The 22,884-nt window shown below is 70.4% G+C and carries 23 protein-coding genes; 3 read left to right on the top strand and 20 right to left on the bottom strand.

Features of this window, described 5'->3' with window-relative positions; all coding sequences use genetic code 11:
* Positions 1 to 93: 93 nt before the first annotated feature.
* Positions 94 to 462 carry a (2Fe-2S) ferredoxin domain-containing protein gene (locus LXT21_RS18815; RefSeq protein ID WP_254039516.1) on the top strand — a complete coding sequence of 123 codons (369 nt, stop codon included), beginning with the start codon at positions 94 to 96 and terminating at the stop codon, positions 460 to 462.
* Between the two features lie 197 nt (positions 463 to 659).
* On the opposite strand, the gene LXT21_RS18810 is transcribed toward LXT21_RS18815, so the two are convergent.
* Positions 660 to 3,197, bottom strand: coding sequence for an adenylate/guanylate cyclase domain-containing protein (locus tag LXT21_RS18810; protein WP_254039666.1), 2,538 nt, complete (start codon positions 3,195 to 3,197; stop codon positions 660 to 662).
* 168 nt (positions 3,198 to 3,365) lie between these two features.
* On the opposite strand from LXT21_RS18810, the gene LXT21_RS18805 reads away from it, so the two are divergent.
* Positions 3,366 to 4,235 carry a hypothetical protein gene (locus LXT21_RS18805; protein WP_254039515.1) on the top strand — a complete coding sequence of 290 codons (870 nt, stop codon included), beginning with the start codon at positions 3,366 to 3,368 and terminating at the stop codon, positions 4,233 to 4,235.
* A gap of 7 nt (positions 4,236 to 4,242) precedes the next feature.
* Here LXT21_RS18805 and LXT21_RS18800 read toward each other — a convergent pair whose 3' ends face one another.
* The 8 genes from LXT21_RS18800 to LXT21_RS18765 form a co-directional block, all read right to left on the bottom strand.
* Entirely contained in the window at positions 4,243 to 5,136 is an 894-nt protein-coding gene (locus LXT21_RS18800) for a hypothetical protein (protein ID WP_254039514.1), read from the bottom strand.
* 162 nt (positions 5,137 to 5,298) lie between these two features.
* Complete coding sequence (locus tag LXT21_RS18795) at positions 5,299 to 5,592, bottom strand: YtxH domain-containing protein (RefSeq protein WP_254039513.1); 294 nt, start codon at positions 5,590 to 5,592, stop codon at positions 5,299 to 5,301.
* Positions 5,593 to 5,637: 45 nt separating this feature from the next.
* Positions 5,638 to 6,090, bottom strand: a complete 453-nt coding sequence (locus tag LXT21_RS18790) for a hypothetical protein (protein WP_254039512.1) — start codon at positions 6,088 to 6,090, stop codon at positions 5,638 to 5,640.
* Between the two features lie 35 nt (positions 6,091 to 6,125).
* Complete coding sequence (locus LXT21_RS18785) at positions 6,126 to 6,326, bottom strand: hypothetical protein (RefSeq protein ID WP_046712964.1); 201 nt, start codon at positions 6,324 to 6,326, stop codon at positions 6,126 to 6,128.
* Positions 6,327 to 6,389: 63 nt separating this feature from the next.
* On the bottom strand, positions 6,390 to 6,611 hold the full coding sequence (locus tag LXT21_RS18780) for a DUF3618 domain-containing protein (RefSeq protein ID WP_254039511.1): 222 nt from the start codon (positions 6,609 to 6,611) through the stop codon (positions 6,390 to 6,392).
* Positions 6,601 to 7,062 (bottom strand): phage holin family protein, encoded by a 462-nt coding sequence (locus LXT21_RS18775; RefSeq protein WP_254039510.1) that lies wholly within the window; start codon positions 7,060 to 7,062, stop codon positions 6,601 to 6,603. The genes LXT21_RS18780 and LXT21_RS18775 overlap by 11 nt, the downstream gene beginning before the upstream one ends.
* Positions 7,063 to 7,202: 140 nt before the next feature.
* Positions 7,203 to 7,970, bottom strand: coding sequence for an endonuclease/exonuclease/phosphatase family protein (locus LXT21_RS18770; protein WP_254039509.1), 768 nt, complete (start codon positions 7,968 to 7,970; stop codon positions 7,203 to 7,205).
* A 10-nt stretch (positions 7,971 to 7,980) separates the two neighbouring features.
* The gene (locus LXT21_RS18765; protein WP_254039508.1) at positions 7,981 to 8,517 is read right to left on the bottom strand and encodes a hypothetical protein; all 537 of its coding nucleotides are present in this window, start codon (positions 8,515 to 8,517) and stop codon (positions 7,981 to 7,983) included.
* Between the two features lie 306 nt (positions 8,518 to 8,823).
* Here LXT21_RS18765 and LXT21_RS18760 point away from each other — a divergent pair, with 306 nt between their 5' ends.
* Complete coding sequence (locus LXT21_RS18760) at positions 8,824 to 9,813, top strand: M23 family metallopeptidase (protein WP_254039507.1); 990 nt, start codon at positions 8,824 to 8,826, stop codon at positions 9,811 to 9,813.
* A 10-nt stretch (positions 9,814 to 9,823) separates the two neighbouring features.
* Here LXT21_RS18760 and LXT21_RS18755 read toward each other — a convergent pair whose 3' ends face one another.
* The 11 genes from LXT21_RS18755 to LXT21_RS18705 all read right to left on the bottom strand — a co-directional run bounded on the left by LXT21_RS18755 (position 9,824) and on the right by LXT21_RS18705 (position 22,779).
* Positions 9,824 to 10,618 carry an enoyl-CoA hydratase/isomerase family protein gene (locus LXT21_RS18755; RefSeq protein ID WP_254039506.1) on the bottom strand — a complete coding sequence of 265 codons (795 nt, stop codon included), beginning with the start codon at positions 10,616 to 10,618 and terminating at the stop codon, positions 9,824 to 9,826.
* On the bottom strand, positions 10,555 to 11,268 hold the full coding sequence (locus LXT21_RS18750; protein ID WP_254039505.1) for a TetR/AcrR family transcriptional regulator: 714 nt from the start codon (positions 11,266 to 11,268) through the stop codon (positions 10,555 to 10,557). Before LXT21_RS18750 ends, LXT21_RS18755 begins: the two co-directional genes overlap by 64 nt.
* Before the next feature lie 110 nt (positions 11,269 to 11,378).
* Positions 11,379 to 12,917: a hypothetical protein gene (locus LXT21_RS18745; protein WP_254039504.1), complete on the bottom strand. Its 1,539-nt coding sequence runs from the start codon at positions 12,915 to 12,917 to the stop codon at positions 11,379 to 11,381.
* A 158-nt stretch (positions 12,918 to 13,075) separates the two neighbouring features.
* Positions 13,076 to 13,426: a helix-turn-helix domain-containing protein gene (locus tag LXT21_RS18740; protein ID WP_141329836.1), complete on the bottom strand. Its 351-nt coding sequence runs from the start codon at positions 13,424 to 13,426 to the stop codon at positions 13,076 to 13,078.
* 59 nt (positions 13,427 to 13,485) lie between these two features.
* On the bottom strand, positions 13,486 to 16,146 hold the full coding sequence (locus tag LXT21_RS18735; protein ID WP_254039503.1) for an LPS-assembly protein LptD: 2,661 nt from the start codon (positions 16,144 to 16,146) through the stop codon (positions 13,486 to 13,488).
* A 46-nt stretch (positions 16,147 to 16,192) separates the two neighbouring features.
* The gene (locus LXT21_RS18730) at positions 16,193 to 17,569 is read right to left on the bottom strand and encodes an AMIN domain-containing protein (RefSeq protein ID WP_254039502.1); all 1,377 of its coding nucleotides are present in this window, start codon (positions 17,567 to 17,569) and stop codon (positions 16,193 to 16,195) included.
* A 94-nt stretch (positions 17,570 to 17,663) separates the two neighbouring features.
* On the bottom strand, positions 17,664 to 18,938 hold the full coding sequence (locus tag LXT21_RS18725; protein ID WP_254039501.1) for an alpha/beta hydrolase: 1,275 nt from the start codon (positions 18,936 to 18,938) through the stop codon (positions 17,664 to 17,666).
* Between the two features lie 176 nt (positions 18,939 to 19,114).
* On the bottom strand, positions 19,115 to 20,407 hold the full coding sequence (locus tag LXT21_RS18720) for a bifunctional folylpolyglutamate synthase/dihydrofolate synthase (RefSeq protein ID WP_254039500.1): 1,293 nt from the start codon (positions 20,405 to 20,407) through the stop codon (positions 19,115 to 19,117).
* Positions 20,408 to 20,432: 25 nt separating this feature from the next.
* On the bottom strand, positions 20,433 to 21,284 hold the full coding sequence (gene accD, locus LXT21_RS18715) for an acetyl-CoA carboxylase, carboxyltransferase subunit beta (RefSeq protein ID WP_254039499.1): 852 nt from the start codon (positions 21,282 to 21,284) through the stop codon (positions 20,433 to 20,435).
* 81 nt (positions 21,285 to 21,365) lie between these two features.
* Entirely contained in the window at positions 21,366 to 22,121 is a 756-nt protein-coding gene (locus LXT21_RS18710; protein ID WP_254039498.1) for an MBL fold metallo-hydrolase, read from the bottom strand.
* Between the two features lies 1 nt (position 22,122).
* Entirely contained in the window at positions 22,123 to 22,779 is a 657-nt protein-coding gene (locus tag LXT21_RS18705; protein ID WP_256571785.1) for a Crp/Fnr family transcriptional regulator, read from the bottom strand.
* Positions 22,780 to 22,884: the final 105 nt, after the last annotated feature.

The raw sequence follows: 22,884 nt of genomic DNA, 5'->3' as shown, positions 1-22,884 counted from the left end.
GGGACGGCGTGGAGTGCGTTCGGGCGCACAGAGGCGCGGGCGGGTGGCTTTCGTCCCGCGTGAGGCCTGCGTAGGGTGGGTGCTGTCTTGGCGATGAAGCGCTACCGCTTGTCGGTGTGCAAGGGGTCGACCTGCAAGGCCGGCGGCGCGGATGACGTGTACGCGATGGCCCGCACGGAGCTCAGCGCCCAGGGGCTGGTGCCCCGCTGCGAGCTGTACCGGGGCGGCTGCTACGGCTTCTGCCACATGGGGCCCAACGTCGTCGTCCGCGAGGACACCGGCCGCCGGAGGGACCCGCTCTCCCCCGAGGACTACCAACTCATGGGGTGGGACGGAGAGGTGTACTACTCGGAGATGACGCCCGAGAAGATGCGCCGGGTGGTGAGCGAGCACATCGCGAAGGACGCGCCCATCGCGGAGCTCTTCGGACAACCGGACACGCCGGCTCCGGACGACGACTGAGCGGCGGCTCAAGCTGCTCATCGGCCTCTCGCAGTGCGCGAGGCCATGTTCCCTCGCCGGGTCGCGCGCTTCCGTCGACGCCTCGCCCCGAGCGCACCTCGTCGCTGGGAGGTGGCCTCATTCGGCGACGGCGGGCGCCGACGGGCACGCCCTGGGAACAGGCCGTGTGCGCGCCATGCTCTCTCCAGCGCGCGAAGCTACGCGGCGATGGCCGGCGCGTCCCCCTCCTCCAGGCCGTGCACGCCGTCCCACTCCGCGGGCGGCGGCGTGACGAGGAAGCGCGCGCAGCGGGCCGCGTACACGGCGGAGACCGAGTCCTTGAAGTCGGTGGCGGAGCGCTCGAACAGGGCATGCGCCTCCGGGAAGCGGCGCTGGTGATAGGCCGTCAGCGCGCGCTCGTAGACGGAGAGCTGCTCCTGCTGCGGCGTGGTGATTTCACCCTTGCGCCCCACCAGCTCGTGCACGCGCAGCGGCTCCGCGCGGCCCTTGAGGCGCACCCGGTCCACCACGCGAAACACGTAGTTGTCCCCCGCGAGCGTCACCGTGCCGTCGCCCACGAGCACGTAGGTGCCGTACACCTTGTTGAGCGACTCCAGCCGCGCGGCCACCCCCACCGCGTCACCGAGCACGGTGTAGTTGGACTTCAGCTCGCTGCCCATGTCGCCTACGACGACTTCGCCCGTGTCCACGCCGGCGCGGAAGCTCAGGCGGCGCCCGTACTTCTTCTCCCAGGCGTCCTGCCGCGCCGCCAGCACCTCGCGCATCTTCAGCGCGGCCTCACAGGCCAGGTGCGCGTGGCGCTCCGTGCGCACCGGCGCGCCCCAGAACGCCATCACCGAGTCGCCGATGTACTTGTCCATCTGCCCCGCCGTGGAGCGCACCACCGCCGCCATCTCCAGCAGGTACTCGTTGAACAGCCCCACCAGCTGCTCGGGCGTCATGCCCTCGGACAGCCGCGTGAAGCCCTCGATGTCGCAGACGTACACCGACATCCGCCGGCGCTCCGGACGCATCAGGCTCAGGTCGCGCGTCACCAGCCGCGCCACCTCGGGGCTCACGTACCGGCCGAGCGCCGCCTGCACGAAGTCCCGGATCTGCTGCTCGTTGCGGAAGGCGTAGACGGTGGTGACGGCGAACGCGCCCACCATGGCGAGCAGCGGCCCCGCCATGGCCACCCACAGCCGCTGCTCGATGAACACGTAGCAGGCCGCCGCCATGTAGCCCGCGCCCGCGAGCCCCAGGCCGCTCACGTAGAGCAGCGCGCCCCGCAGCGAGCGCAGGAGGAAGCTCAGCGACAGCGCGAGGAAGGCCCCCAGGAAGGCCAGCCCCATGGTGAGCGCCAGGTCGTGGTCCGCCGGCGCGCGGGAGATGCCCTCGGAGCGCAGGATGTTGGCCAGCGCCTGGCCCAGGATGGCGCCACCCGGCGTCTCCGGACCGATGGGCGTGGCCCGCATGTGCCCGGACTCGCCCGCGGTCCGCGTGAGGACGACGGTGCGCCCCTCCAGGTCATTGTCGAACCGCGCGGGGCGCTCGTCCGCGACGTCGAACACGTTGAGCAGCACGTTCCACGCGCGGATGGAGCGCGACAGCGAGCCACGTGAGCCCCGCCCCGCCGTCGGCGCATCCCAGCGCATCAGGCTGAAGCCCGAGTCATCCATGGGCACCGCGTACGCGTCCCCCACGTGCAGCCGCCCGTCCGCGTAGCGGAGCGTGCGCGTGTTCGCCAGGCGCATCGCGGCGGCGAGCGGCAGCGAAGGCAGGATGTGGCGGCCATCCCTCGCCGTGTAGGCCACCAGGTGGGGGATGCCGCGCACCACCCCATCCGGGTCCGTGGTCAGCGTGACGGCGCCATAGCCCGCACCGCCGCCCAGCAGCGGCGCCACCGGGTGCTGGAGCTGGCGCACCTCCAGGAGCTTCGAGGTGTCCAGGCCCTCGACCTGGACCTCGGCGAGCGACACGAACAGGTCCGTGGGGCCCACGCGGAACGTGTCGTCCGACGCGCGCCGCTCGGCGATGACGGCGCCGGGAGCCCCCAGCCGCGAGCCGAGCGACTTCGCGTCCGCCTCGTCCGTGGCGCCGCCCCAGACCTCCACCTGGTTGCCCGCGGGGATGACGAACGCGGGGCGCTGGACCGCGAGCACCGTCTGCGTCCGCTCCCGCGCCTCGCTGGTGCTGGGGAACGTGCCCACCTTCACCCGGTACGGCCACAGGCGGCTCGCCGGTGGCAGCACGCGCGAGCCCTGGCTCTCCCACGAGAACGACAGCAGCGCCTTGCCCGAGTCGCGCTCGAGGAACTCGCGGAAGGACGCGTCATCGCTCGACGTGGCGCCGAGCGACAGCTTCGGGTTGACGCAGGCGTTGGGGCTCAGCTCCGGGAAGGGCAGGTCCAACAGCACCAGCAGGGCGCCCTCCTCCACCAGCCGGTGGGCCATGGCTCCGACGAGCTGCCGGGGCCAGGGCTGCGTCGCGATGCCGGGCCGGTCGTCCTGACGGGCCTCGGCGAGCGTCTCGTCGTCGATGGCCACCACCACGGCCTCGTCCGGGCGCTCCGAGCGCGCGCCGAGCTCCAGCACGCGCCAGTCGTAGGTGCGGCGCTCCAGCCCCTCCAGCCAGCCCTGCGCCACTTCCACGGCGCCTGACGGAACCCACGCGGGAGAGTCCTCGCGCGGCGCCGCGGGCTGGGGTGCCCGCAGGTACACGAGGATGCCCAGCACACAGCCGAAGAAGACGGCCATCGCCAGTGAGAAGCCGAGCCGCTTGAAGAAACGCCAGCTCGCGAAGTGTACGCGGTGTGCTTGCACGGGTGCGCGGGAGGATACCCCGAGATTCCCATGCGCGAGGGGTCTGTCACGGGCCCCTGCTATGCTCCCTGCCCCCGCTCACACACCCCAGGAAGACTCCTGATGAAACGCATCCTCGTGTCCGCCGCCGTCACCGCCCTCTTCCTCGCTCCCCTGGCGTGCGACCTGGAGAAGACGGGGGCCCAGCTCACCGCCGAGCACGTCATGGTGGGCACCCTGCTGGCCACGCCCGAGGTGGAGCTGTCCGCCTCCGCGCTCGCCGGCTTCGACGGGGGGACGTTCGGCCCGGATGGTGGGGACGTCATCGCGATTCCGGCCCAGACGGCCGCGCTCGTGTTCTTCGGCACCCGCTCCGGTGAGAACTCGCAGCCCTCGGGCGTGACGGGCGCCACCGCGACTCTCCAGCCCCAGGGTGGGCAGGCGACGGTGCTGAACGAGGACGGCTCGGGCAGCTACAGCCGCACGAACGTGGGCGGGAGCGACTCGGCGCTGACGTACGCCTCGGGCGCGACGTACCAGTTCATCGCCGCGCGCAACGGCACGCGCTACGTGGGGCAGGTGGACGACGCGCCCGTGCAGGAGGCCATCACCCGCTTCCATCCGCCCGAGGGCTTCGTGCGCCATGCGTCCGGCACGGCGCTCAGCTTCGAGCGCGCGGCGGTTTCCGGTGGCAAGGAGCGCACGCTGGGCTTCGTCACCGTGGTGCCCCTGAGCTCGGACGGCTCGAAGGGCGAGCCCACCTACTCCAACGTGCCCACCACGCCGGTGGAGTTCCTCCAGTTGGTCGCGGTGCCGGGCTCGTACCGCGAGGCCCAGGTGACGATTCCCGGCTCGGCCTTCCCGCAGTCCAACAAGACGTACCTGGTCATCTTCCAGGCCGTGCGCCTGGGCGGCGCCGAGTCCAACAACCTGTTCATCGGCAGCGCCCTGCTCGCGGGCACCGCCGACGTGGGCGTCATCCGGACAAACTGAAGGCGCTTCAGCCCGCTTCGATGTCCAGCTCGATGCGCCCCGACAGCTTGAGGCGCAGGAGGTGGCCCGCGAAGCGCTCCGACTCCTCTCGCGAGAGGACGTTGCGGAAGCTCGCCCCGTCCGCCACCTCGACCTCCAGCACCGCGCCCCGCTGGAGGAGCCGGAAGAAGTCCTCGTCCCCACCGGGCCGGGGGATGGACAGCGGAAGCATCCCCTTGAGCGGGAGGACCTCCTCGCCCGCGCGGATCCGCGCCACCAGGGCGGCCGCGTCGGGCCGCACGTCGCCGGGGGCCACACCCTCTTCGGGATAGAGCGGCGCGGGTGGCAGCGCCACGTCCTCCGTCGAGTCATCGAGCAGGAAGCCGTACCGCGACGGAATCCGTCCGGAGAAGAGCATGCACAGCAGCACGGGCGTGTCGCCCGAGACGCGCTCCAGGTGGAGGATGGAGCGCTCCGCGCCCACGCGACGGAGCAGCAACGTCAGCCGCGGGCGATGGACCGACAGGTGACGCAAGGCCCGGTCCTTCAGCGTCGCGCGGATCTCCGCGAAGGCGGACGCATAACCCGCCTCGGTCTCGGCTTCGCGTGAGGACAGCGCCTCGCGAGCGCTCGCGAGCTTCGCCTCCGCGTCGCGCAGGAAGTCCCCCGCGGACGTGGGCGCGAGCCCTGGCTCCGATGAGGCGGACGCGTCGAGCCCCGCGGCGCGCACCGCGCCCAGGAGGAACGAGCCTTGTTGCGTCAGTCGCTCGCGCTCCTCGCGAAACCGCGCGACGGAGGCCGCGTGCTCCAGCTTCAGCTCCAGCCAGGCTTCGTAGCCGGACTCGAGCGTCTCCAGCGCGCGCAGCCGCGCCAGCGCCGCCTCCGGTCCCACCGCCCCATCACCCTTTGCCAGGTCACTCACGATGCCAACTCTACACCCGCTTCGGGTCGGCCCGGCCGCTCGGGACGCGCGCGAAGCCGTGACAGGACCCGCCCGAAACGACGAAGGCCCCCACCCGCCTGCGCGGATGAGGGCCCTCACGTCAATCACGGTCCACGCAGCCAAGGCCGCGGGCCGACAGGCTCACGCCGTGCGCGACACGGGCGACTGCGTGCCCTGCGCCGGAGCGCTCTCGCCCCGGTTCAGCTGGTTGTTCAGGTAGTCCTGGCCGGTCTGCAGCTTCTGGCGCAGGTCGTCCCGCAGCTGGGTGCCCGGCTTGGGGGCCAGCAGCAGCCCCAGGCCCGCGCCCACCAGCAGGCCGGCCGCGAAGGCGCCGATCACCGGCAGCACATCCTCCGCCGCGCTGCGACGGCTCTCCAGGCCGATGAGGTTGAGCAGGTCGTCCTTGTCCATCTTCTTCAGGGCGTTCAGGTTCATGGCGACTCCAAAGGAAAATAAAACGACGAGGGAACGACGAGAAGCCTAGTAGGACGGGGGACGGGGCGTGCCCGCGACGGACGCATCCGCGGACGCGGCACCGGGCTCCCGCGAGACCGCGGAGCTCACCGCGCCGCGACCCGCCTGATAACCCTGGAACGCCGTCTCCGCCATGCCCAGCAGCTCGTCCTTCACGAACGGCAGCGCGGCCAGGCGCACGCCCAACCGGAGCATGCGCGCCGTCAGCGGCGTGAACAGCCCCCCGCCCAGCACGTAGCCCACGCCCAGCGCGGCGGCGATCATCCCGTACGGGTTGCGCTCCACGCGGCCCCGCAGGTCCAACGTCTGGCCCAGGTCATCCACCGCGCCCCTGGCATCACTCCAGAGCTGCTGCGCCTCCGAGCCAATCTGGTCCACCCGCTGGCCGAACCCCGCGTCCGTGCCCGAGGGCCGCGACGAAGGGTTGCCATTGCCTGAAGCCCCTGGATAGTTCGTCATGAGTGTCCTCTCTCGTGTGCCGTCCCAGGACGGCTTCAGCGGCGGGAAGCGATGCGGCCGACCAGGAACCCCACGGCCACCGCGCCCAACAGACACGTGCCGGGGTTGGCGCGGATGAAGCTCACCACGCGGTGGTTCATGTCCACCAGGTTCTGCCGGGCCTCGTCGAGCTGCGGCAACACCTGGTCCTGGAGCTGTCGGGCCCGGTCGGCCACCTGCTGCGGATTCATGTCCATGAACGTGCTCTCCTCGATTCGAAAAATGGAACTGCGAAAGTCTCGGGGCCCACGCGCGCCGCTTCAGCGACGCGAGCCCAACAACATCCCCACCGCGAACGCCGCCCCCACGCACGCGTAGGGATGACGGCGCACCCACTCACGCCAGTCGGCGGCGACCGCCACCTCCTCGCGCAGCGCGCTCACCGACGTGGCCAGCTCCGCGCGCGTCCGCTCGATGTCCTGACGGAGCATCGCGCTCGTGCGAGGCCCCGTCGGCTTGGGATGTCCGTTGCTAGCGCCCATGCGGGGGCTCCTTGAAGAGATGACCGTCCCCACCCTGCAGCGAGTTGCCCAGGGACATGGGGGCCGGGGCCGTGAGCGCCGCCATGCTGCGCGACAGCTCGTCCGTGGTGTCGTCCATCATCCGCCGCGTCTTCAGCTTGTGCAGCGCCCAGGCCACACCGCCACCACCCGCCACCAGGTTGAGCAGCGCCACCACGCCGAACGCTCCCGCCCACCCCAGCCAGGGGAACAACACCGCCGCGAGCGCCGCGCACGCGAAGGCATAGCCCACCAGGATGAAGGGCACGAAGGCGGCGATCATCGCCACGTTCATGCTCGCGGACTTCAGGTCCTCCTCGAGCTCCAGGCGCGCCAGCTGCAGGTGCTGGGTCACCAGCCGACTGAAGCTGTCCGCCATGCGGCCGACGAGCGCGGTGAGCCCACGCTCCGTCTGTTCGCTCCCCACGTGCATTCACTCTCCGGCCGGCGCTCGCGTCCTCACAGAAGTGGCGCCAACCTAGGCACCCCTGCCCTTTGGGACAACCTCCCTGGGGCATTTCTGTCCGGCGTTCACAAGCGTCAGCCACTCAACGTGACGCCGGTTCCCGCACGCTAGCCGATGAGCTGCACCGGTGGAGAGTCGGACGTGCTCTCGGAGAGGATGGGCGCCTGGAAGCGCAGCACCAGCGGCAGGTGGTCCGACGCCACCCGGCTGAGCTCCGTGCGGTGGGGAAAGATTCGAAGCGGCCGGACGCCCGAGTCCACGTAGATGCGGTCCAAGCGCAGCATGGGCCACCGCGTGGGATAGGTGCGCGCCGGCGTGCCCAGCTCCAGCGCGGCGTCGTGGATGGCCTTGCGCACCAGCGAGGGCACCGCGCCGTTGCCCCAGTAGTTGAAGTCCCCGCACACCACCGCCGGGTCCTTGCGCACGGCGTCCCGCAGGATGTCCGAGCCGAGCAGCAGCGCCTCCTGCCGCCGCCGCTCCGACACCCGGAGGCCCAGGTGGAGCGAGAACACGTGGAGCTGCTGGCCCCCGCCCATGTCCAGGTCACACCGCAGCGCGCCCCGAGGCTCGCGCCGCCCCACGCTCAGGTCGTAGTTCTTCGAGTGGAGGATGGGCAGCCGCGTGAGGATGGCGTTGCCATAGCGCCGGCCGTTGCGCACGACGTTGGGGCCGAAGGCCATGTGCATGCCGAGCACGTCCGCCAGGTGCTCGGGTTGGTCCTCCCGCGAGGTGCGCGCGCGAAAGTCGCCCACCTCCTGCAGGGCGACGATGTCGGCGCCCACCTCGCGGAGCACCTCACCCACGCGGCCCAGGTCGAACCGGCCGTCCGTCCCGATGCCGCTGTGGATGTTGTACGAGACGAGCGTCAGCTCCACGCGCGCGGGCTCAGCCGTGGAGGGGATTGAGGCGCCGCGCCGCCAGCCGCACCACCTCCAGCGGCAGCACCGCCAGCCGGGCCACGGCCTTCGCCGCGTCCCCCAGTCCGCCCTTGAGCGTCTGGAGCTGACGGTTCGCCTCGTCGAGCAGGTCCGGGAGCCGGCCGCGCGGAGGCTGCTCGCGCGTGGGCGGCAGCGCGCCGATGGGCGTGGTGCTCCGGACGACGGGCTCCGCCTTGCGCTGCTCCTTCTCACGCGAGGCGCGCTTCGTGGCGCGCTGCGCGGGCGCGGAGGTGCCGTGGGAGAACTTGCCATCCGGCTCCAGGCGGGCCAGCTCCTCGAGCTGCGCCTCCATCTGCCGGGCGTTGTAGTGGTCCTCCGTCTCCGCGAAGGACTTGCCGTAGTGGACTCCCTCGCGCGCCGCCAGTTCCTCTGGCTGCGCACGGGACTGCGCCAGGTGCGCCTTGTCCCGTCGACGCAGGCTGCGGCTCTGCTTCGGCAGCGTCTTCGGAACCTGGAAATGGTCGAAGCTATAGGGACGAGGCATCCGCGAATCTCCACAAGGTAATTGGGTCCGAGCAGAAGCTAGGAAGCCTGGAGGCGCGCCGGTACGGCTTGACGCCACGACATGCAGCCGGCTGCCTGCCCTCCAGCCCGCCGGCCCGCGATTCCGCGCCCCTGCGTCGCTCAAGTGCCGACAAATCCAGGCGCGCCCCGCTGGCCCGGTGGGCAGCCGACGCGCCTCTGTTCAGCAGGCGACCCGACGGGCGCTCCCGGGCAGGGAGGCAGGCGTCCGATGCGCGGATTTCTCACCCTGGGAAGAGTCCGGCCATCCGTGGTGTAAAGAACGCCCATGGCTCCGCACCCCGCCCGCTGGTTTCATTCCGCGCCATCCCACCTGCTGCTCGCGCTGCTCGCCCTCGGTGCGAAGGCCCAGGCCTCCGAGCCGACGCCGACGTCCGCGGCCCTCCCCTCCTCCGCGTCGACGACAGCCCAGGGCCAGCCGCTGCTCTCGCTCCAGCCCGGCTCGGCGCGCCCGGGAGACCCCGTCATCGTGACGGTGCGGGGCATGACGGGGATGCCCGCGGGCACGCTCGCGGGACGCCCGCTGCGCTTCTTCGCGTGGGGTGACGGCTTCCTCGCGGTGACGGGCCTGCCGGTGGAGCTGACGCCGGGCACGGCGCCCGTGCGCGTGGTGGGCCCCGGCGCGTCCGCGGGCGCGCCGCTGGAGCTGATGGGCACGCTGGACATCGTCGAGCCGGGCTACCCCTCGCGCGAGCTGAAGGTGTCGGGCAAGTACGTGGCGCCGCCCGCCTCGGTGAAGGCGCGCATGGCCGCGGACCGCCGCGCCTTCGCCACCGCCTTCTCGCAGCCGTTCAGCGCGCCCCACTTCGCCCAGAACTTCGCCTGGCCCCGGCAGGACCGCATCACCGCGCCCTTCGGAGACCGGCGCACCTTCAACGGCAAGCTGTCCAGCCAGCACTTCGGCGTGGACATCGACGGAGACCCGGGCACGCCGGTGATGGCCAGCAACGAGGGCACGGTGGTGATGGCGCGCGACAACTACTCCGCCGGCAAGACGGTGCTGGTGCACCACGGCGGGGACCTCTTCACCGCGTACTTCCACCTGTCGCGCATCCAGGTGAAGCAGGGCGACAAGCTCCAGCAGGGTCAGCAGCTGGGCCTGGTGGGCAGCACCGGCCGCGTCACCGGCCCCCACCTCCACTGGGGCGTGAAGGTGGACGGCATCTGGGTGGACGGCGAGTCGCTCTTGCGTCTGGACTTCTTCCCGCCCGCCCTCCCCGCCGTCGCCAGCGGGGAGACGCGACTGGGCACGCCCTGACGTCGCGCGGCTAGCGGTCGTTCCACTTCGGCGGGCGCTTCTCCAGGAAGGCGGAGACGCCCTCGCCCGCGTCGTCCGCGAGCACGTTGAGCGACAGCTGGGACGCGAGGAACTCCAGCGCGGCGGGCAGCGGCAGGTCCTCCGCGGTGAAGAAGGCCCGGCGCCCCAGCGCGAGCACCGCCTGGCTCTTGCCGGCGAGCTTCCCCGCCAGCGCCGCCACCGCGCCGTCCAGCTCCGCGGCGGGCACCACGCGGTTGATCAGCCCCAGCGCGAGCGCCTCGCGCGCGGGCAGCTTGTCCCCCGTGAGCACCAGCTCCAGCGCGCGCTTGCGGCCCACGTGACGCTGGAGCAGCGCCATCATCATCATCGGGAAGAGGCCCACGTCGATTTCGGGCGTACCGAAGTCCGCGCCCTCCACCGCGACGGCCAGGTCACACGCGAGCACCAGCCCCAGGCCGCCCGCCAGCGCGTGCCCGTTGACGCGCGCCACGGTGGGCTTGCGCGCCTCCTGGAACCGGGCCAAGAGCTTCCCGTAGGAGCGGCGGCCGTCATGCGTGGAGAGGAAGCCGCCGTCGCCGGCCATCTGCCCCAAGTCCCCGCCCGCGCAGAAGACCTTCTCACCCGCGCCGGTGAGCACCACCACGCGCACGGCGGGGTCCGCGTCCGCGCGGTCCAACCCATCCATCAGCGCCTTCACCACCGTGGGCGACAGGGCGTTGCGCGCCCGGGGCCGGTCGATGGTCAGGTGCGCTTGGGGACCTTGGACTTCGTAGCGGACTTCTCCGACGACTTCTCCGGCTTCCATGCAGTGGACTCCGCGCCTGGCGACGCGTCGGCCAGGACGCCGTGAAGGAAGGTTTCGGCGATCTGCGCCTTCGCGCGCTCCAGCGCCTGGGTGTCGCGCGCGTCGGCCAGCCCCGTGACGAAGGCCGTCAGCCCCATCTCGATGGCGCCGAAGAGCAGCGCGGACGACAGGAGCGGGTCCGTGTCCGCGCGCAGCTCCCCTGCCTCCTTCGCCCGGGTGAACAGCTCCGAGGAGAGGCGGATGGCGTCCACGAAGGCCGTCTGCCGGTTGATGCGGGAGCCCGCGGGGCTGCGGGCAATCTCCAGGATGAGGACCTTCACCGCGCGCGGGTCCACCCGGTACGCCTCGAAGGCCACGTCCACCACGCCGCGCACCTTCTGCGCCAGCGCCCCCTCGCCCTCCACCACCGCGCGCACGCGCGTGACGAAGCCGCTCCAGCCCGTGTCGAACACGGTCTCCAGCAGCTCATCCTTGTTCTTGAAGTAGTGGTAGACGAGGCCGTAGGCGACTCCAGCCTCCTTCGCCACGTCCGCGATGCGGCAGCCGTGATAGCCCTTTCGGGCGAACACATCGATGGCCGCCCGCAGGATGGTGCGGCGGCGCTCGCTCTCGCGGTTGCCGTTGTCCGCCGCCGACTTGCTCTGGCCCACGACGTCCTCCACCGGCCGGTTGATTCTTCAATCAGCCGAGGTGGACCCTACGAACGTGGGCTCCCGGGGTCAATGGGTACTTCTCCGGGAGCCCGCGTCAATCGCGTCTACTAGAGGACGGTGCCCGTCACGGTGGGGGCGACGACCTGGACCTTGTGGCCGTCGAGCTGGGCGGCCGTGTACGTGCAGACCGCGTCCGACTTCCAGGGGATGGGCTGGGGGAACGGCCCCGGCTGAGGCTCCTGGGAGACGTCATGCTTGTCCTTGATGAGGTAGCGCACGACGGCGTACGACGGGTAGGTCAGCGGGATGGCGCCCGTGATGGCCGGCTCGATTTCAATCGGGCCCTCCGCGCCGGCGTTGCAACCGTCACCCTGCGAGTTCTGGGCGATCATGTTGTACCAGGGGTCCGCCACCAGGAACGTGGCGCTGGCCGAGCCGAAGTGGTCGATGCCGACGTTGGTGGCCGGGGGCGGCGGCGAAATCTGACGCACCGTATCCGGGCGGTCCAGCGAGTGCGGCACGCCCGTCCAGAGGATGCGCTCCTGCACCCAGATGAGCGTGCTGGTGTCGTGGACGCCGTTCTTGCCATCCCAGCGGCCGTTGCCGTTGGTGTCCACGAAGCGCTCGCCCGGATCCCACGTGCCGTTGTCGTTGTTGTCGACAAAGGGCTCGGTCAGGTCCACGAAGGCCTCACCCGTGTCCCACTGGCCGTTGTTGTTGTCGTCGCTGAAGGCCTCCTCGCCGGAGGTGACGGCGATGAGCGAGACCAGGTTGTCGCGCGGGTTGTTGATCTTGTTGGGGCGGATGGGGTCGGCGCGCTGGGGCTCGGGCCGGTTCGACTGGGGCTGCGCCGGGGTGCCGTGCGCGGCCAGCGGGTTCTGCTCCCACAGGAAGGGCTGCATCCACAGCGGCGCCAGGTACTCGCCCGTGTGCGTGGCGTCGTTGGTGGGGTTCCAGGTGAACTCACCCGGGTCCACGTCCTGCGGCAAGGGCAGCGAAGTCTTGTAGAGCACCTGCGCGTTGCCCACGACGTCCGTGAGGGACGTGGCGGTGGGACCGATGGTGCCGGCCTCCGTCAGGAAGGACACCTGGGCGCCCTCGATGCCGTCGCCGTTGCGATCACCCACGTGGGCGATGCAGTTCACCTTCACGCCGGCGATGAGCGAGCGCGCCTCGTCCCACGCGCCGATGGCGTGGTGCAGACCGGAGGCCTCACCGGACCACGAGCCACACTGGAAGGTGAGCTGGCGGGAGCTCGAGTTGGTGCCCGCGAAGCTGATCACAGGAGAGATGACCGACTTGGCCTCCGCTCCCTCACCCGCCGAGGCGACCACCACCACGGAGGTGACGCGGCCTCCCGTGGCCGTCACCTGCATGGACACGATGCCGTCCCCGGGGTTGGTCGTCCCCTCGGTCGGCGACAGTTGGACCCCCGGCACCTCGGACTGCAGTGAGAACCGCACCTGCGTGCCGGCTTGCGGCATGCCACGCGAGTCCACCGCCCGGAACCGCAGGGTGGTGATCTCACCCAGCCGCGGCCTGGCCGGATTCTGATCCACGAATTCAAGCGTGGCGGGAGCTGGCGAGGAACACGCCAACAACACCATGCTCGTGAGGGCCATCCACGAGGCAAGACCCGGACGCATCAGCGAAGACTCCTTGGACGAAGAAGGAAGCACGCTGTGCGCACGCGGCGCACAGCGCATTTCCGCCATCTTCCCGGTCTACCTACCGTCCAGTCAAGGACAGGACAGGAGGACCGAGGGGCCCCTTGCGTCCAGCCAGGGCCCCTTGAGGGTGGGATTCACGCGATGGTGCCGCTGAACATCACCCGGGCGACCCCGAGCAGGCGGTCCACGTCCCGTGCGGTGAGGCCCCGGGCGCGCGCGAAATCAGACAGGGGACGCAGCAGGTCCTCCGTCTGGGCAAGGGTCTGCTCCGTTCCCGTGAACAACTCTCCCAGGCTGACGCCAAGGGCGTTGGCCAGGGCGGCGAGGGTCTCCACATGAGGGACACGCTCGCCGCGTTCGATCATGGAAAGGAAGGAGACGCTGATCTGAGCCCGCTCCGCGAGCTCTTCCTGCGTCCACCGCTCCGGCCTCTGCGTACGAAGCTCGCGGATGCGCTGGCCGATTCGTTTTCCGAGGTCCGACACGAAATACTTCTCCTGGCTGCTTGGGGGTTGTTGGAACCACCATTCACCTACGGTGATTCCTAGCCGCCCGAACCGAACGATCCCAACCCAGTGACGCTGAAATTCACACCGGAAAATTCCAGTCCGATATCACGTCTGAGGGTCACCACCCCTTCAATGCGCCAGCAATTACACGCTGGCCCATAAGACACCCCCAGTGTTTGCTGGGCGAAGGGCGCCGACGCCTCTTGGTTTGCGAGATCCTGGTAGAGGGGCTGCACCAGGGCTTCGTACCGCACCCCGAGGCCAAATCCGAGCGTCAAACGCGTACCCGCGATGAGAGCCTGGGCCCGCTCGGCCGTGGGGAGGCCGGGCGTTTCCCGGGATACGCGGCCTACCAGGGCATCCAGGGGGCGGCGGATGGAATCGGGGCCCAGGGCGTTGGGGATTTCACCCCGGTCGATGGCCGTCTGCGCGGTGGTGAGGATGTCGTCGTAGCGCGCGTAGAGCGCCTGACCCTTGCCGTTGTCGATGTTGAAGTCGCCGGAGATCTGCGTGACGCGCCCCGAGTTGGGGTCGAAGCGAACCATCCCACCGGCGGTGAGCATTCCCACGCTCGTCGACAGACGCGCGAAGGTGTCGCGGAGGACCGGCTCGGGATCCCCGAGCTTGTTCGCGGCGGGTGCGTAACGCGTCAGGTCGAAGCCCTGACCGATGCGCAGCCGGAGCGGCTCGCGGTACACGTTGCCCACCTTGACGCGCAGCGTCTGGTCCACGGCGAAGACGCCCTGGAGGAAGCCCCGCGTGCGGCCGTCCAGGTCCAGGGGCACGGCCGCGTCGACCTCGTCGTAGGGCTGGGCGAACCCAGGCCCCCGCTGAGCGCCCGCGGACGGCACGTGGCCCCAGCCGCCCGGCACATAGCGCAGCTCCAGCGAGGGCGCGAAGGCGTGCCGGTAGCGGTTCTTCTCCCCGTCCCAGGTGCGCGTCAGCTGGGTGTCCACGAGCAGGCCCGCGATGGGGTAGCCGCGCTGCCAGGTCCGGCCCGAGTACTCACCGGCCCACACGTCCTGGCGCACGCCCAGCGACGGCGTCACCCTGGCCACGTTCCCCAGGGGGATGGACGTGGCGAGTCGGGAGGTGAGGTCGATGCGATCTCTCGCCTCGCGATCTTGCGTATCGAAGAGGCCGTTGCCCTGCCCCGGGTCCAGGGGCCACGTCGGGTCCGTGTAGTAGTAGCCCAGCGGGAGGTAGATGCCTTCGCGGCGGAAGATGCCGTCGACGCCCTCGTCCCCGAAGCCGCCCGTCATGGGCGCCAGGCGGGTGAACTCGGCGCGCAGCCCGCCGACGACGCCACCGAACAGGGGGCGCTCCGGCAGCGCGTAGAGGATGCCGGGCAGGCGCTGGAAGGTCACCGGCGAGGGCAGGTCCGGCCGCAGCGGGTCCACCTGCGCCGGCACGCGGTTGTCCTGGAAGAAGCGATAGGGCCAGCGGATGTCCTGGCGCAGGGACACGTCCAGGCCCGCGTACGAGTCCTCCTTGCGGCGGAACACGGTGGCGCTGCTGCGCAGGTAGTCGAGGTCCCGGATGATGATGTCGGCGGTGAGGTCGCGCGTGTAGTTGCCGTCCGAGACGAACGCCGCGTCCACCCGGTCGTACCAACCGGAGCCCAGGTCCTGGAAGTGCTGCCAGGACGCCTCGCCGCGCCAGCCCCGGGCCACGTCCACGTATCGGCCCTCGTTCGGCGTCCCCTCTGGGTAGATGTAGAAGTTGCCGTTTTGAGGGTTCCGCACGGGCTGGGAGTCGTGCAGCAGGCCGAGCGTCACCCGACCTCGCGTCGTCTCGCTGGGCACGTAACGGAACTCCGTGCGCAGCCGAGGGCCCTTCACGCCGAACAGCCGCGGTTCGTCGGAGGTGATCAACCTGCCTGACGGCAGCTCCCGCGTCACCGACTGCTTCGACGAGCCGAGGTAATAGCCCGGGGTGAAGGTCATGTCGTAGCTGCGCCCCAACGTGAGGAAGAACGGCTGCTCGAGGCTGAAGCCGCTCTGGCCCGAGAAGTTGGGGTTGGGGAAGAGGAAGCCCGTGCGGCGCTCGGCCAGGGGCAGATACACCCAGGGCAGCGCGAAGATGGGGACGGACTCCACGTACACCACGGGCCACGACAGGGTGGCGCGCTCGCCGAGGATGACGTTGGCGGACCGTGCCTCCATGCGCCAGGTGGGCTCCCCGGAGCCGCACTCGCACGGGGTGAAGGCCAGGTCATCCACCGTGAAGGCGTTGGGCCCGGTGCGGCGGATGCGGGTGCCGCTGAGGATGATGGGCGTCTCGCCCATGGAGCGCAGCTCCTCGGGCGTCTTCGCCGCGAGCATCGCCTCCTGGGTGACGCCCTTCTTCTGCATGAAGAGGCCACCCTGGAGCGTGGCCTCGAAGGAGCGGATGTCCACCCTCACGTCGTCCGCGACGGCCGCCATGCCGCCGGGGCCCACGAACATGACGTTGCCGGTGGCGGTGGCCACCTGGTTCGCCTCGTCGTACGTCACCTCGTCCGAGCGCAGCAGCATCTCGCCGGTGCGCAGCTCGCAGTGGCCGCGCGCGGTGAGGACCTGCTTGTCGGCCTCGTAGGTGAGGAAGTCGGCGGCCAGCTCCACCGTCTCGCCGGAGGGGAGCTGGACCTGGGTGGCGAGCGGAATCTGCGCCGAGGAGACCAGCAGCGCGGCGGCGAGCGGAACGAGGAGGCTCATTCAGGGGTGCAAGGTATGCCGCGCCACGGCCGCGCGGGGGCCCTTATCACCGAGCGGTGCGCTGAAAATCCAACGAAATGACGTTCCCGTCCTGCCGCGCCTGCACCGGGGCCTGCTGCCGCAGCTGCACGGTGACGCGCACGTTGCGGCCTTCCGCGTCCGCGTCCACCCGGGTGACGGGCGAGTTGAAGTAGGACGTGTCCAGCGGCCGGGTGTTGTTGCTCAGGTCGATGCGGCTGTTCTCCAGCTCCAGCACCACCGCGTTGCCCGTCTCGCTCACGCTGTAGCGCACCGGCTCGTTGGTCCGGATGAAGACGCGCGACACCCCACCCTGCTGCTGGAAGCCCACCAGCGTCATCGTCTTGCGGCGCGACGACACCTCGGACGAACCGCCGCTCGACACCTCGCGGCGCTCCCGGGGCTGGGCCGCCATGGCGACGCGCTCCTGCTGGCGGCGCTCACGCTCGGCGCGGGCCTCCTCCTCGCGCTGACGGCGGGCCTCGGCGGCCTCCTCCTTGGCGGCCTGGGCGGCGGCGCGCTTGTCCTCGGCGGCCGTCTTCGCGGCGGCGAGAGCGTCCTCTTTCGCACGCTTCTTCTCGTCGGCGGCGGCCTGGGCGGTGGCGCGGCGCTCATCGGCGGCGGCCTGCGCGGAGGCACGGGCCTCCTCCTCCTGGCGCTTCCGCTCGTCGGCGGCGGCCTTGGCGGAGGCCTGGGCCTCGGCCTCCTGGCGCTTCCTGTCGTCCGCGGCGGCCTGGGCGGAGCGCTGCTCCTCCTCGCGCTGGGCCACGGCCCGGGCCTCGGCCTCCTTCTGGCGCTGGCGCTCGGCGTCGGCGTCCTGCTGGGCGCGGGCGGTGGCCTCGGCGGCGGCCTTCTCCTGGGCCTGACGCTCGGACTCGGCGCGGGCGGCGGCCTCGGCGGCGGCCTTCTCCTGGGCCTGGCGCTCGGACTCGGCGCGAGCGGCGGCCTCGGCGGCGGAGCCATCCGTGGCGGGCTGGGCGGCCGGCGGCGTGGGCGCGGCCTGGGCCACGGCCTGTCCCGCGCCCCCGACGACCTTGACGACGAGCTGGCTGTCGGTGGCCTGGATGTCGGTCTCCACCTCGCGCTCGAAGCCGATGAGCACGCGGGCGATGGCGGAGTCATCCGAGCCGTAGCTGGCGGTGCGGATGCCCGTCACCGTGCCATTGCCCACCTGCGTCTCCTCGGGGACGCCGTTGAACACGGCCTCCGCGATGTCGATGACGAGCCGGGGCGGGTCCGTCATCGTGAAGGTGGTGAAGTTCGCCTTCTTCGAGCCGGAGATGGTCACCGTCCCGCCATTCACCTGCACGCTGGTGATGGTGTTCAGGTTCGCCGCCGGAGCCTGCGCGAGCGCCATGCAAGGCACGAGCACCACACCGAGCAGCCACACCGCTGAGGCCTTCATCGACCACTCCCCTTCACGTTGACAGTGGGCGCGGATGCTAACACGCGCCCATCACCCTCCAACTTTCCAGCCACACCGCCTCACCCAGGCGCGACTAGCGCAGGCGAGGCAGGGTCGGCGCGCGGTTGCGGTGGGTGCGCGCGTACTCGATGAGGTTCTTGATGTCGTAGCAGATCTGCCGGATGTCGTGCCCCATCGTCAGCTCGATGTGGCTGTTGCCCTTCACCGGCCGCCAGAGCAGGTACTCGCTCTTGGCTGCGCGGTACACGCTCCGGGTGGACTCCACCGAGGCGAGCGGGTCCATGTCCCCGAAGATGATGGCCATGGGGATGTGGATCTTCTCGAAGCCGCGCTTGAAGTCGTAGCCGGTGCGGTAGCAGACCATCTCCCCGCGGCGGATCCACCTGGCGAACTGCTCGATGACCTTGCGAGGCTCGCGCTCACCGCCCTCGCGCAACAGCCACCGGATGTCGTCGGCGCCCACGCGCTCCGGGTTGATGAGCCGGTTGAGCCGCGTGGTGAGCTGTTGATACAGCGGCGAGTCCTCCGCCTTCCCAATCTGCCGCTCGACGAACTTGAGGATGAGGTCCACGGGCACCGCGTCGAAGCGCAGCTTGCGGCGCTCCTCGGGCACCAGCTTGCGGCCCCACTTCGCGTTGAACGCGCCCACCCCGCGCGACAAGAGCTTCTTGCCCAGGCCGTTGACGTCGCCGCCCAGGTTCACCCCGGCGAGCGTCATGTCGATCATCCCCGCGAGCATGGGCGCGCCGTGCGCGAGCATGCGCAGCGCCATGAAGCCCCGCCCCAGGTCCGCGGGCGAGCCGATGGTGATGAGGCCCTCGAAGTCGTCGTGGATGCCGGTGTAGCCGTAGCCCAGCATCCCGCCCATGGAGTGGCCGCAGTAGAAGATGCGCTCGCGGCGGGTGATGCGCTTGACGCCAGACACGGCGGCCGGCAGGTCGTAGAGGAAGTAGCTGTCCAGGTCCCAGCCGTAGTCCAGGTCCGGAGGCAGCGGGCGCTTGAAGCGCTCGGCGCGCTCCTTCTGGAAGGCGATGGAGCTCTTGCCGTGGCCGCGCAGCTCCAGGATGTGGATGTCCACGCCGAAGAAGAGCAGGTTCTTGACGAACTGGCCGCTCGTCCACGTGTGACGGTTCTGCGAGAAGCCATGCACCAGGAGCAGCGGCTCGCCGAACAGGGGCTGGGCGAACGGTTGCTTCACCGGACGGTAGCGCGTGATGACCAGCGACCAACCGTCCGCCGTCTCCACCACGTACTTCGTCTTCGTGTAAAGCGCCCGGAAGTCGACTTCGTCGATGGACGGGATGGCGGGTCCCGTGGTGGTCGCGGCTCTCCAGTCCGGCAGGCGCATGTCTCGAATCTACGGCGCCTGATGCAACGCGCCAAGGATTCACCCCGTCGGCCCATGTGTCTTGCCCGTCCTGGACGCAAGGCCCCTCCTCGAAGGTCACCCCCTGGGGCAGCACTCCGGCGGCCCTCGCCCGAAGGCACCAGGTCGATGTCCGACGCCGGGCGCGGGCTGGCCCCTCAGGGTGTGCTCGTTCGCCCCAGGCGGGCCCGCACCATGCCCACCAGGAACAGCGAGCCGGTGCACAGCACCAGCCCCTCCGGGCCCGCGCGTCGCCGTGCCGCCGCGAGCGCCGCGTCCACGTCCGGCCACGCGGCGACGTCGGGCGTCAGCGCGCGCGCCTCGTCGAGATAGGCCCCGGGCACCAGCGAGCGCGGAGTGTCCAGGGGCGTGAGCTGCACGGAGGCACACGCGGGGAAGAGGGCCCGCATCATCGGCCCCCGGTCCTTGTCCGCCACCACGCCGAAGACGCAGTGCACCGGGCGTCCCGAGTACAGGGCGCGCAGGGACGCGAGCAGCACCTCCACCCCCGCCGGGTTGTGCGCGCCATCCAGGAGGACGACCGGTCGCTCCCCCACTTCCTCCAGCCGCCCTGGCCAGCGCGCCGAGCCGAGCCCCACCCTCGCCTCCTCGCCCGAGACGGCCACGCCACGCGTGGACAGGCTCTCCAGGCAGGCCAGCGCCACCGCCGCGTTCTGGACCTGGTGCGGGCCTCGCAGCGACAGGCGCAGCCCCTCCAGCCGCCACGCCCCCCCCTGGTACGACAGGCTCCCGTCGGGCTGGAGCCACGCCTCGAAGTCCCGCCCTTCCACGAGGAGGGGCGACCCGAGCACCCGCGCGTGGGCTTCGATGGCCTCCAGCGCCTCGGGGGCCTGTCGGGCGACGACGCAGGGCACGCCGGGCTTGAGGATGCCGGCCTTCTCGCCGGCGATCGCCGCCAGGGTGTTGCCCAGGTACTCCATGTGGTCGAACGAGACGGGGGTGATGGCCGTCACGATGGAGGGCGCCGCGGTGGTCGCGTCCAGCCGGCCGCCCAGGCCCGTCTCCAGCACGACGACGTCCACGCCCACGCGCGCGAAGTGCCACAGCGCGACGACGGTGCCGAACTCGAAGTACGTCATCGGCTCGGCGACGGCGGAGGGATAGCGCTCCAGCACGTCGAGGATGGCGCGGCCGAAGTCCTCGTCGGAGATGTCCTCGCCGTCCACGCGGATGCGCTCGTTGACGCGCACCAGGTGCGGGGACGTGTAGAGGCCCACGCGGTGGCCGGCGGCCTGGAGCGCGGTGGCGGCGAAGGCGCAGGTGCTGCCCTTGCCGTTGGTACCGGCGACGTGCAGTACCGGAGCGCGGCGCTCGGGGTGGCCCAGGGCCTCGAGCGCCTCGCTCACCCGCTCCAGCCCCAGCTTGATGCCGGAGGGGTTGAGCCGCGAGAGGAAGGCGAGTGCTTCCTCCGGTGTCCTGGGCGCGCTCATGGGGGACTCAGATGAGCGCGGGGGCTCAGCCCAGCAGGCCGAGGATCTGACCCAGCCGGCCGCGCAGGTCCTTGCGGTTGACGATGTTGTCGATCATTCCGTGCTCGAGCAGGAACTCCGAGCGCTGGAAGCCCTCGGGCAGCTTCTGGCGGATGGTCTGCTCGATGACGCGCGGACCGGCGAAGCCGATGAGCGCCTTGGGCTCGGCGAGGATGACGTCCCCCAGCCAGGAGAACGAGGCCGCCACGCCACCCGTCGTCGGGTGCAGCAGCACGGAGATGTAGGGCTTGTTGCCGGTGCGGAAGCGGGCGATGGCCGCGGACGTCTTCGCCATCTGCATCAGCGAGAAGATGCCCTCCTGCATGCGCGCGCCGCCGGACGCCGAGAAGATGAGCGCGGAGCACTTCAGGTCATGCGCGCGCTCGAAGGTCCTCGCCACCTTCTCCCCCACCACCGAGCCCATGGAGCCCCCCATGAACTCGAAGATGAAGGCGCCCACGGACACCTGGTGCCCGCCGATGCGGCCCACGCCGGAGACGAACGCGTCGTTCTCCTCCAGGTTCTTGCGCGTGGACTTCAGCCGGTCCTTGTACTTCTTCGAGTCGCTGAACCCGAGCGGGTCCTGCGGCTCCAGCTCCTTGTCGAACTCCTCGAAGCTGTCCGGATCCAGCAGCGTCGCCAGTCGCGCGCGCGCGTTCCAGGGGTGGTGGTGGTCGCAGTGCGGACACACCATCCAGTTCTTCTCCAGCTCCTGCCGGTAGATGATTTCGTCGCAGCTCTCGCACTTGGCCCACAGGCCCTCCATGCGAGACGGTCCGGGCTCGGGCTGCTGCTGGGTGTCGACGGCGATGCGCGGCTTCTTCGAAAACCAGGCCATGAGAACGGCGGGGGTTAATCCGACCGTCCGCGCCCGTCAACCGTTCCGTGTGGCGCGCTGCGTCGCCGCCCGGGGGACGGGCTAGAACTCGAACACGTCGTTGAGCTCCAGCACCTCCACCGGCATGCTCGCCAGCTCCTTCTTGAGCTGGGCCACGAACGCCGGCTTGAGGTGGTAGAGCATCACCGAGGCCCCGTTGCGCTGGAACTTCTGCAGCTCCAGCCCCAGGGTGTGGGGCGTCAGGTGGCCGGAGATGTCGGCCAGCGATTGGAGGGCGTTGGGGAACGACGTCTCCAGCAGGAGGGCCTTGAGGTTCTTCGTCTCGTTCAGGGCCTTCCAGAGCTTGTCGGTGGGCCCGGTGTCCCCGCTCATGGCGAGCGTGCTCTTGCCGTTGGAGATGATGAAGCCGCAGGACTCCACGGGGTGGCTCACCGGGACGCTGCGCACGGTGTAGGGCCCCACCTGGAAGGTGCCGCCGGCGCGGAACGTCTGGATGCGCAGGACGGGGTTGGCCTTGGTCGGGATGCGGGTGAAGTCCGGCCAGAGGGCGTTGTTGAACATGTTCTCGCGCAGGGCCTTGGCGCACTCGCGAGAGGCGTGGATGGTGACGGGCTTGTCCCGGCGACCGATGACCAGGTCCGCCATCAGCGGCAGGTCCTTCACGTGGTCGAAGTGGCTGTGGCCCACGAGCACGTGGTCCACCCGGCACAGCTCCTCCAACGAGAGCGTCCCCGTCAGGGCGCCCGCATCGAGCGCCAGCACGTCATCGACGAGGAAGCACGTGCTCTTGCACGTGGGAAGCTCGCCACCGTGGCAGCCGAGGACGCGGAGCTTCACGCTAGAGGTCTCCGAACTTCCACTTCATCTCCAGGTATTGGAGGAAGTCGTGGAGTCTGGCCGTGTCATACACGGTGAGTCTGTCACCACTGCGTGAGATGAGGCCCGCGCGGATCAGCCGCTCCAGCACGTTGCGCACCGCGGGCTCGCCCACGCCAATCTGTCGGGGCATCTCGCGGATGACGAAGTCGATGTCCGTCCCCGTCCCCTCCTCGGAGGGGCGGCCGCGCGACTGGGCGGTCTGGATGAGCTGGTGCACGACCCGGCTGGCCGGATCATTGTGCAGCAGGTTCTCAATCTGGGCGTCCGCCTCCGACAGGCGCTCGGCCAGCTTCTTGATCATCCGGACGGCGATCTCCGCGTTGCCGCGGATCATCGCCTCGAACGTCTTGGGGTCGATGACCAACAGCCGGGCGTCTTCGTTGACCACCGCGGACGCGTTGCGCGGCTTGTTGGAGATGATGGCCATCTCCCCGAAGAACTCGCCGGGCCCCAGGACCGCCAGGACCTTCTCCACGTCGCGTACGCGCTTGGAGATGGAGATCTTGCCCGCCTGAATGACGAACATCTCCCGGCCCGCCTCTCCCTCACGGAAGAGTTCGGTGCCCTTTGGGAATTCCTTGCCGAAACGTTGAAAGAGGGTTTCCTCGGCGCCCATCCTGCGAGGAGTCAATCAGCCCCTCCCCCCCTGGTCAAATTACCTTTTGTACGGACCGGTGGGACACACCGTGCGTCCGGGCTCGCCGCAAACCCGACACCGGGG

This window comes from Myxococcus guangdongensis, from assembly GCF_024198255.1.
GTDB lineage: Bacteria > Myxococcota > Myxococcia > Myxococcales > Myxococcaceae > Myxococcus > Myxococcus guangdongensis.
The sequence above is the reverse complement of the archived record's forward strand: the minus strand, read 5'-3'. Positions and strand labels throughout refer to the sequence as shown.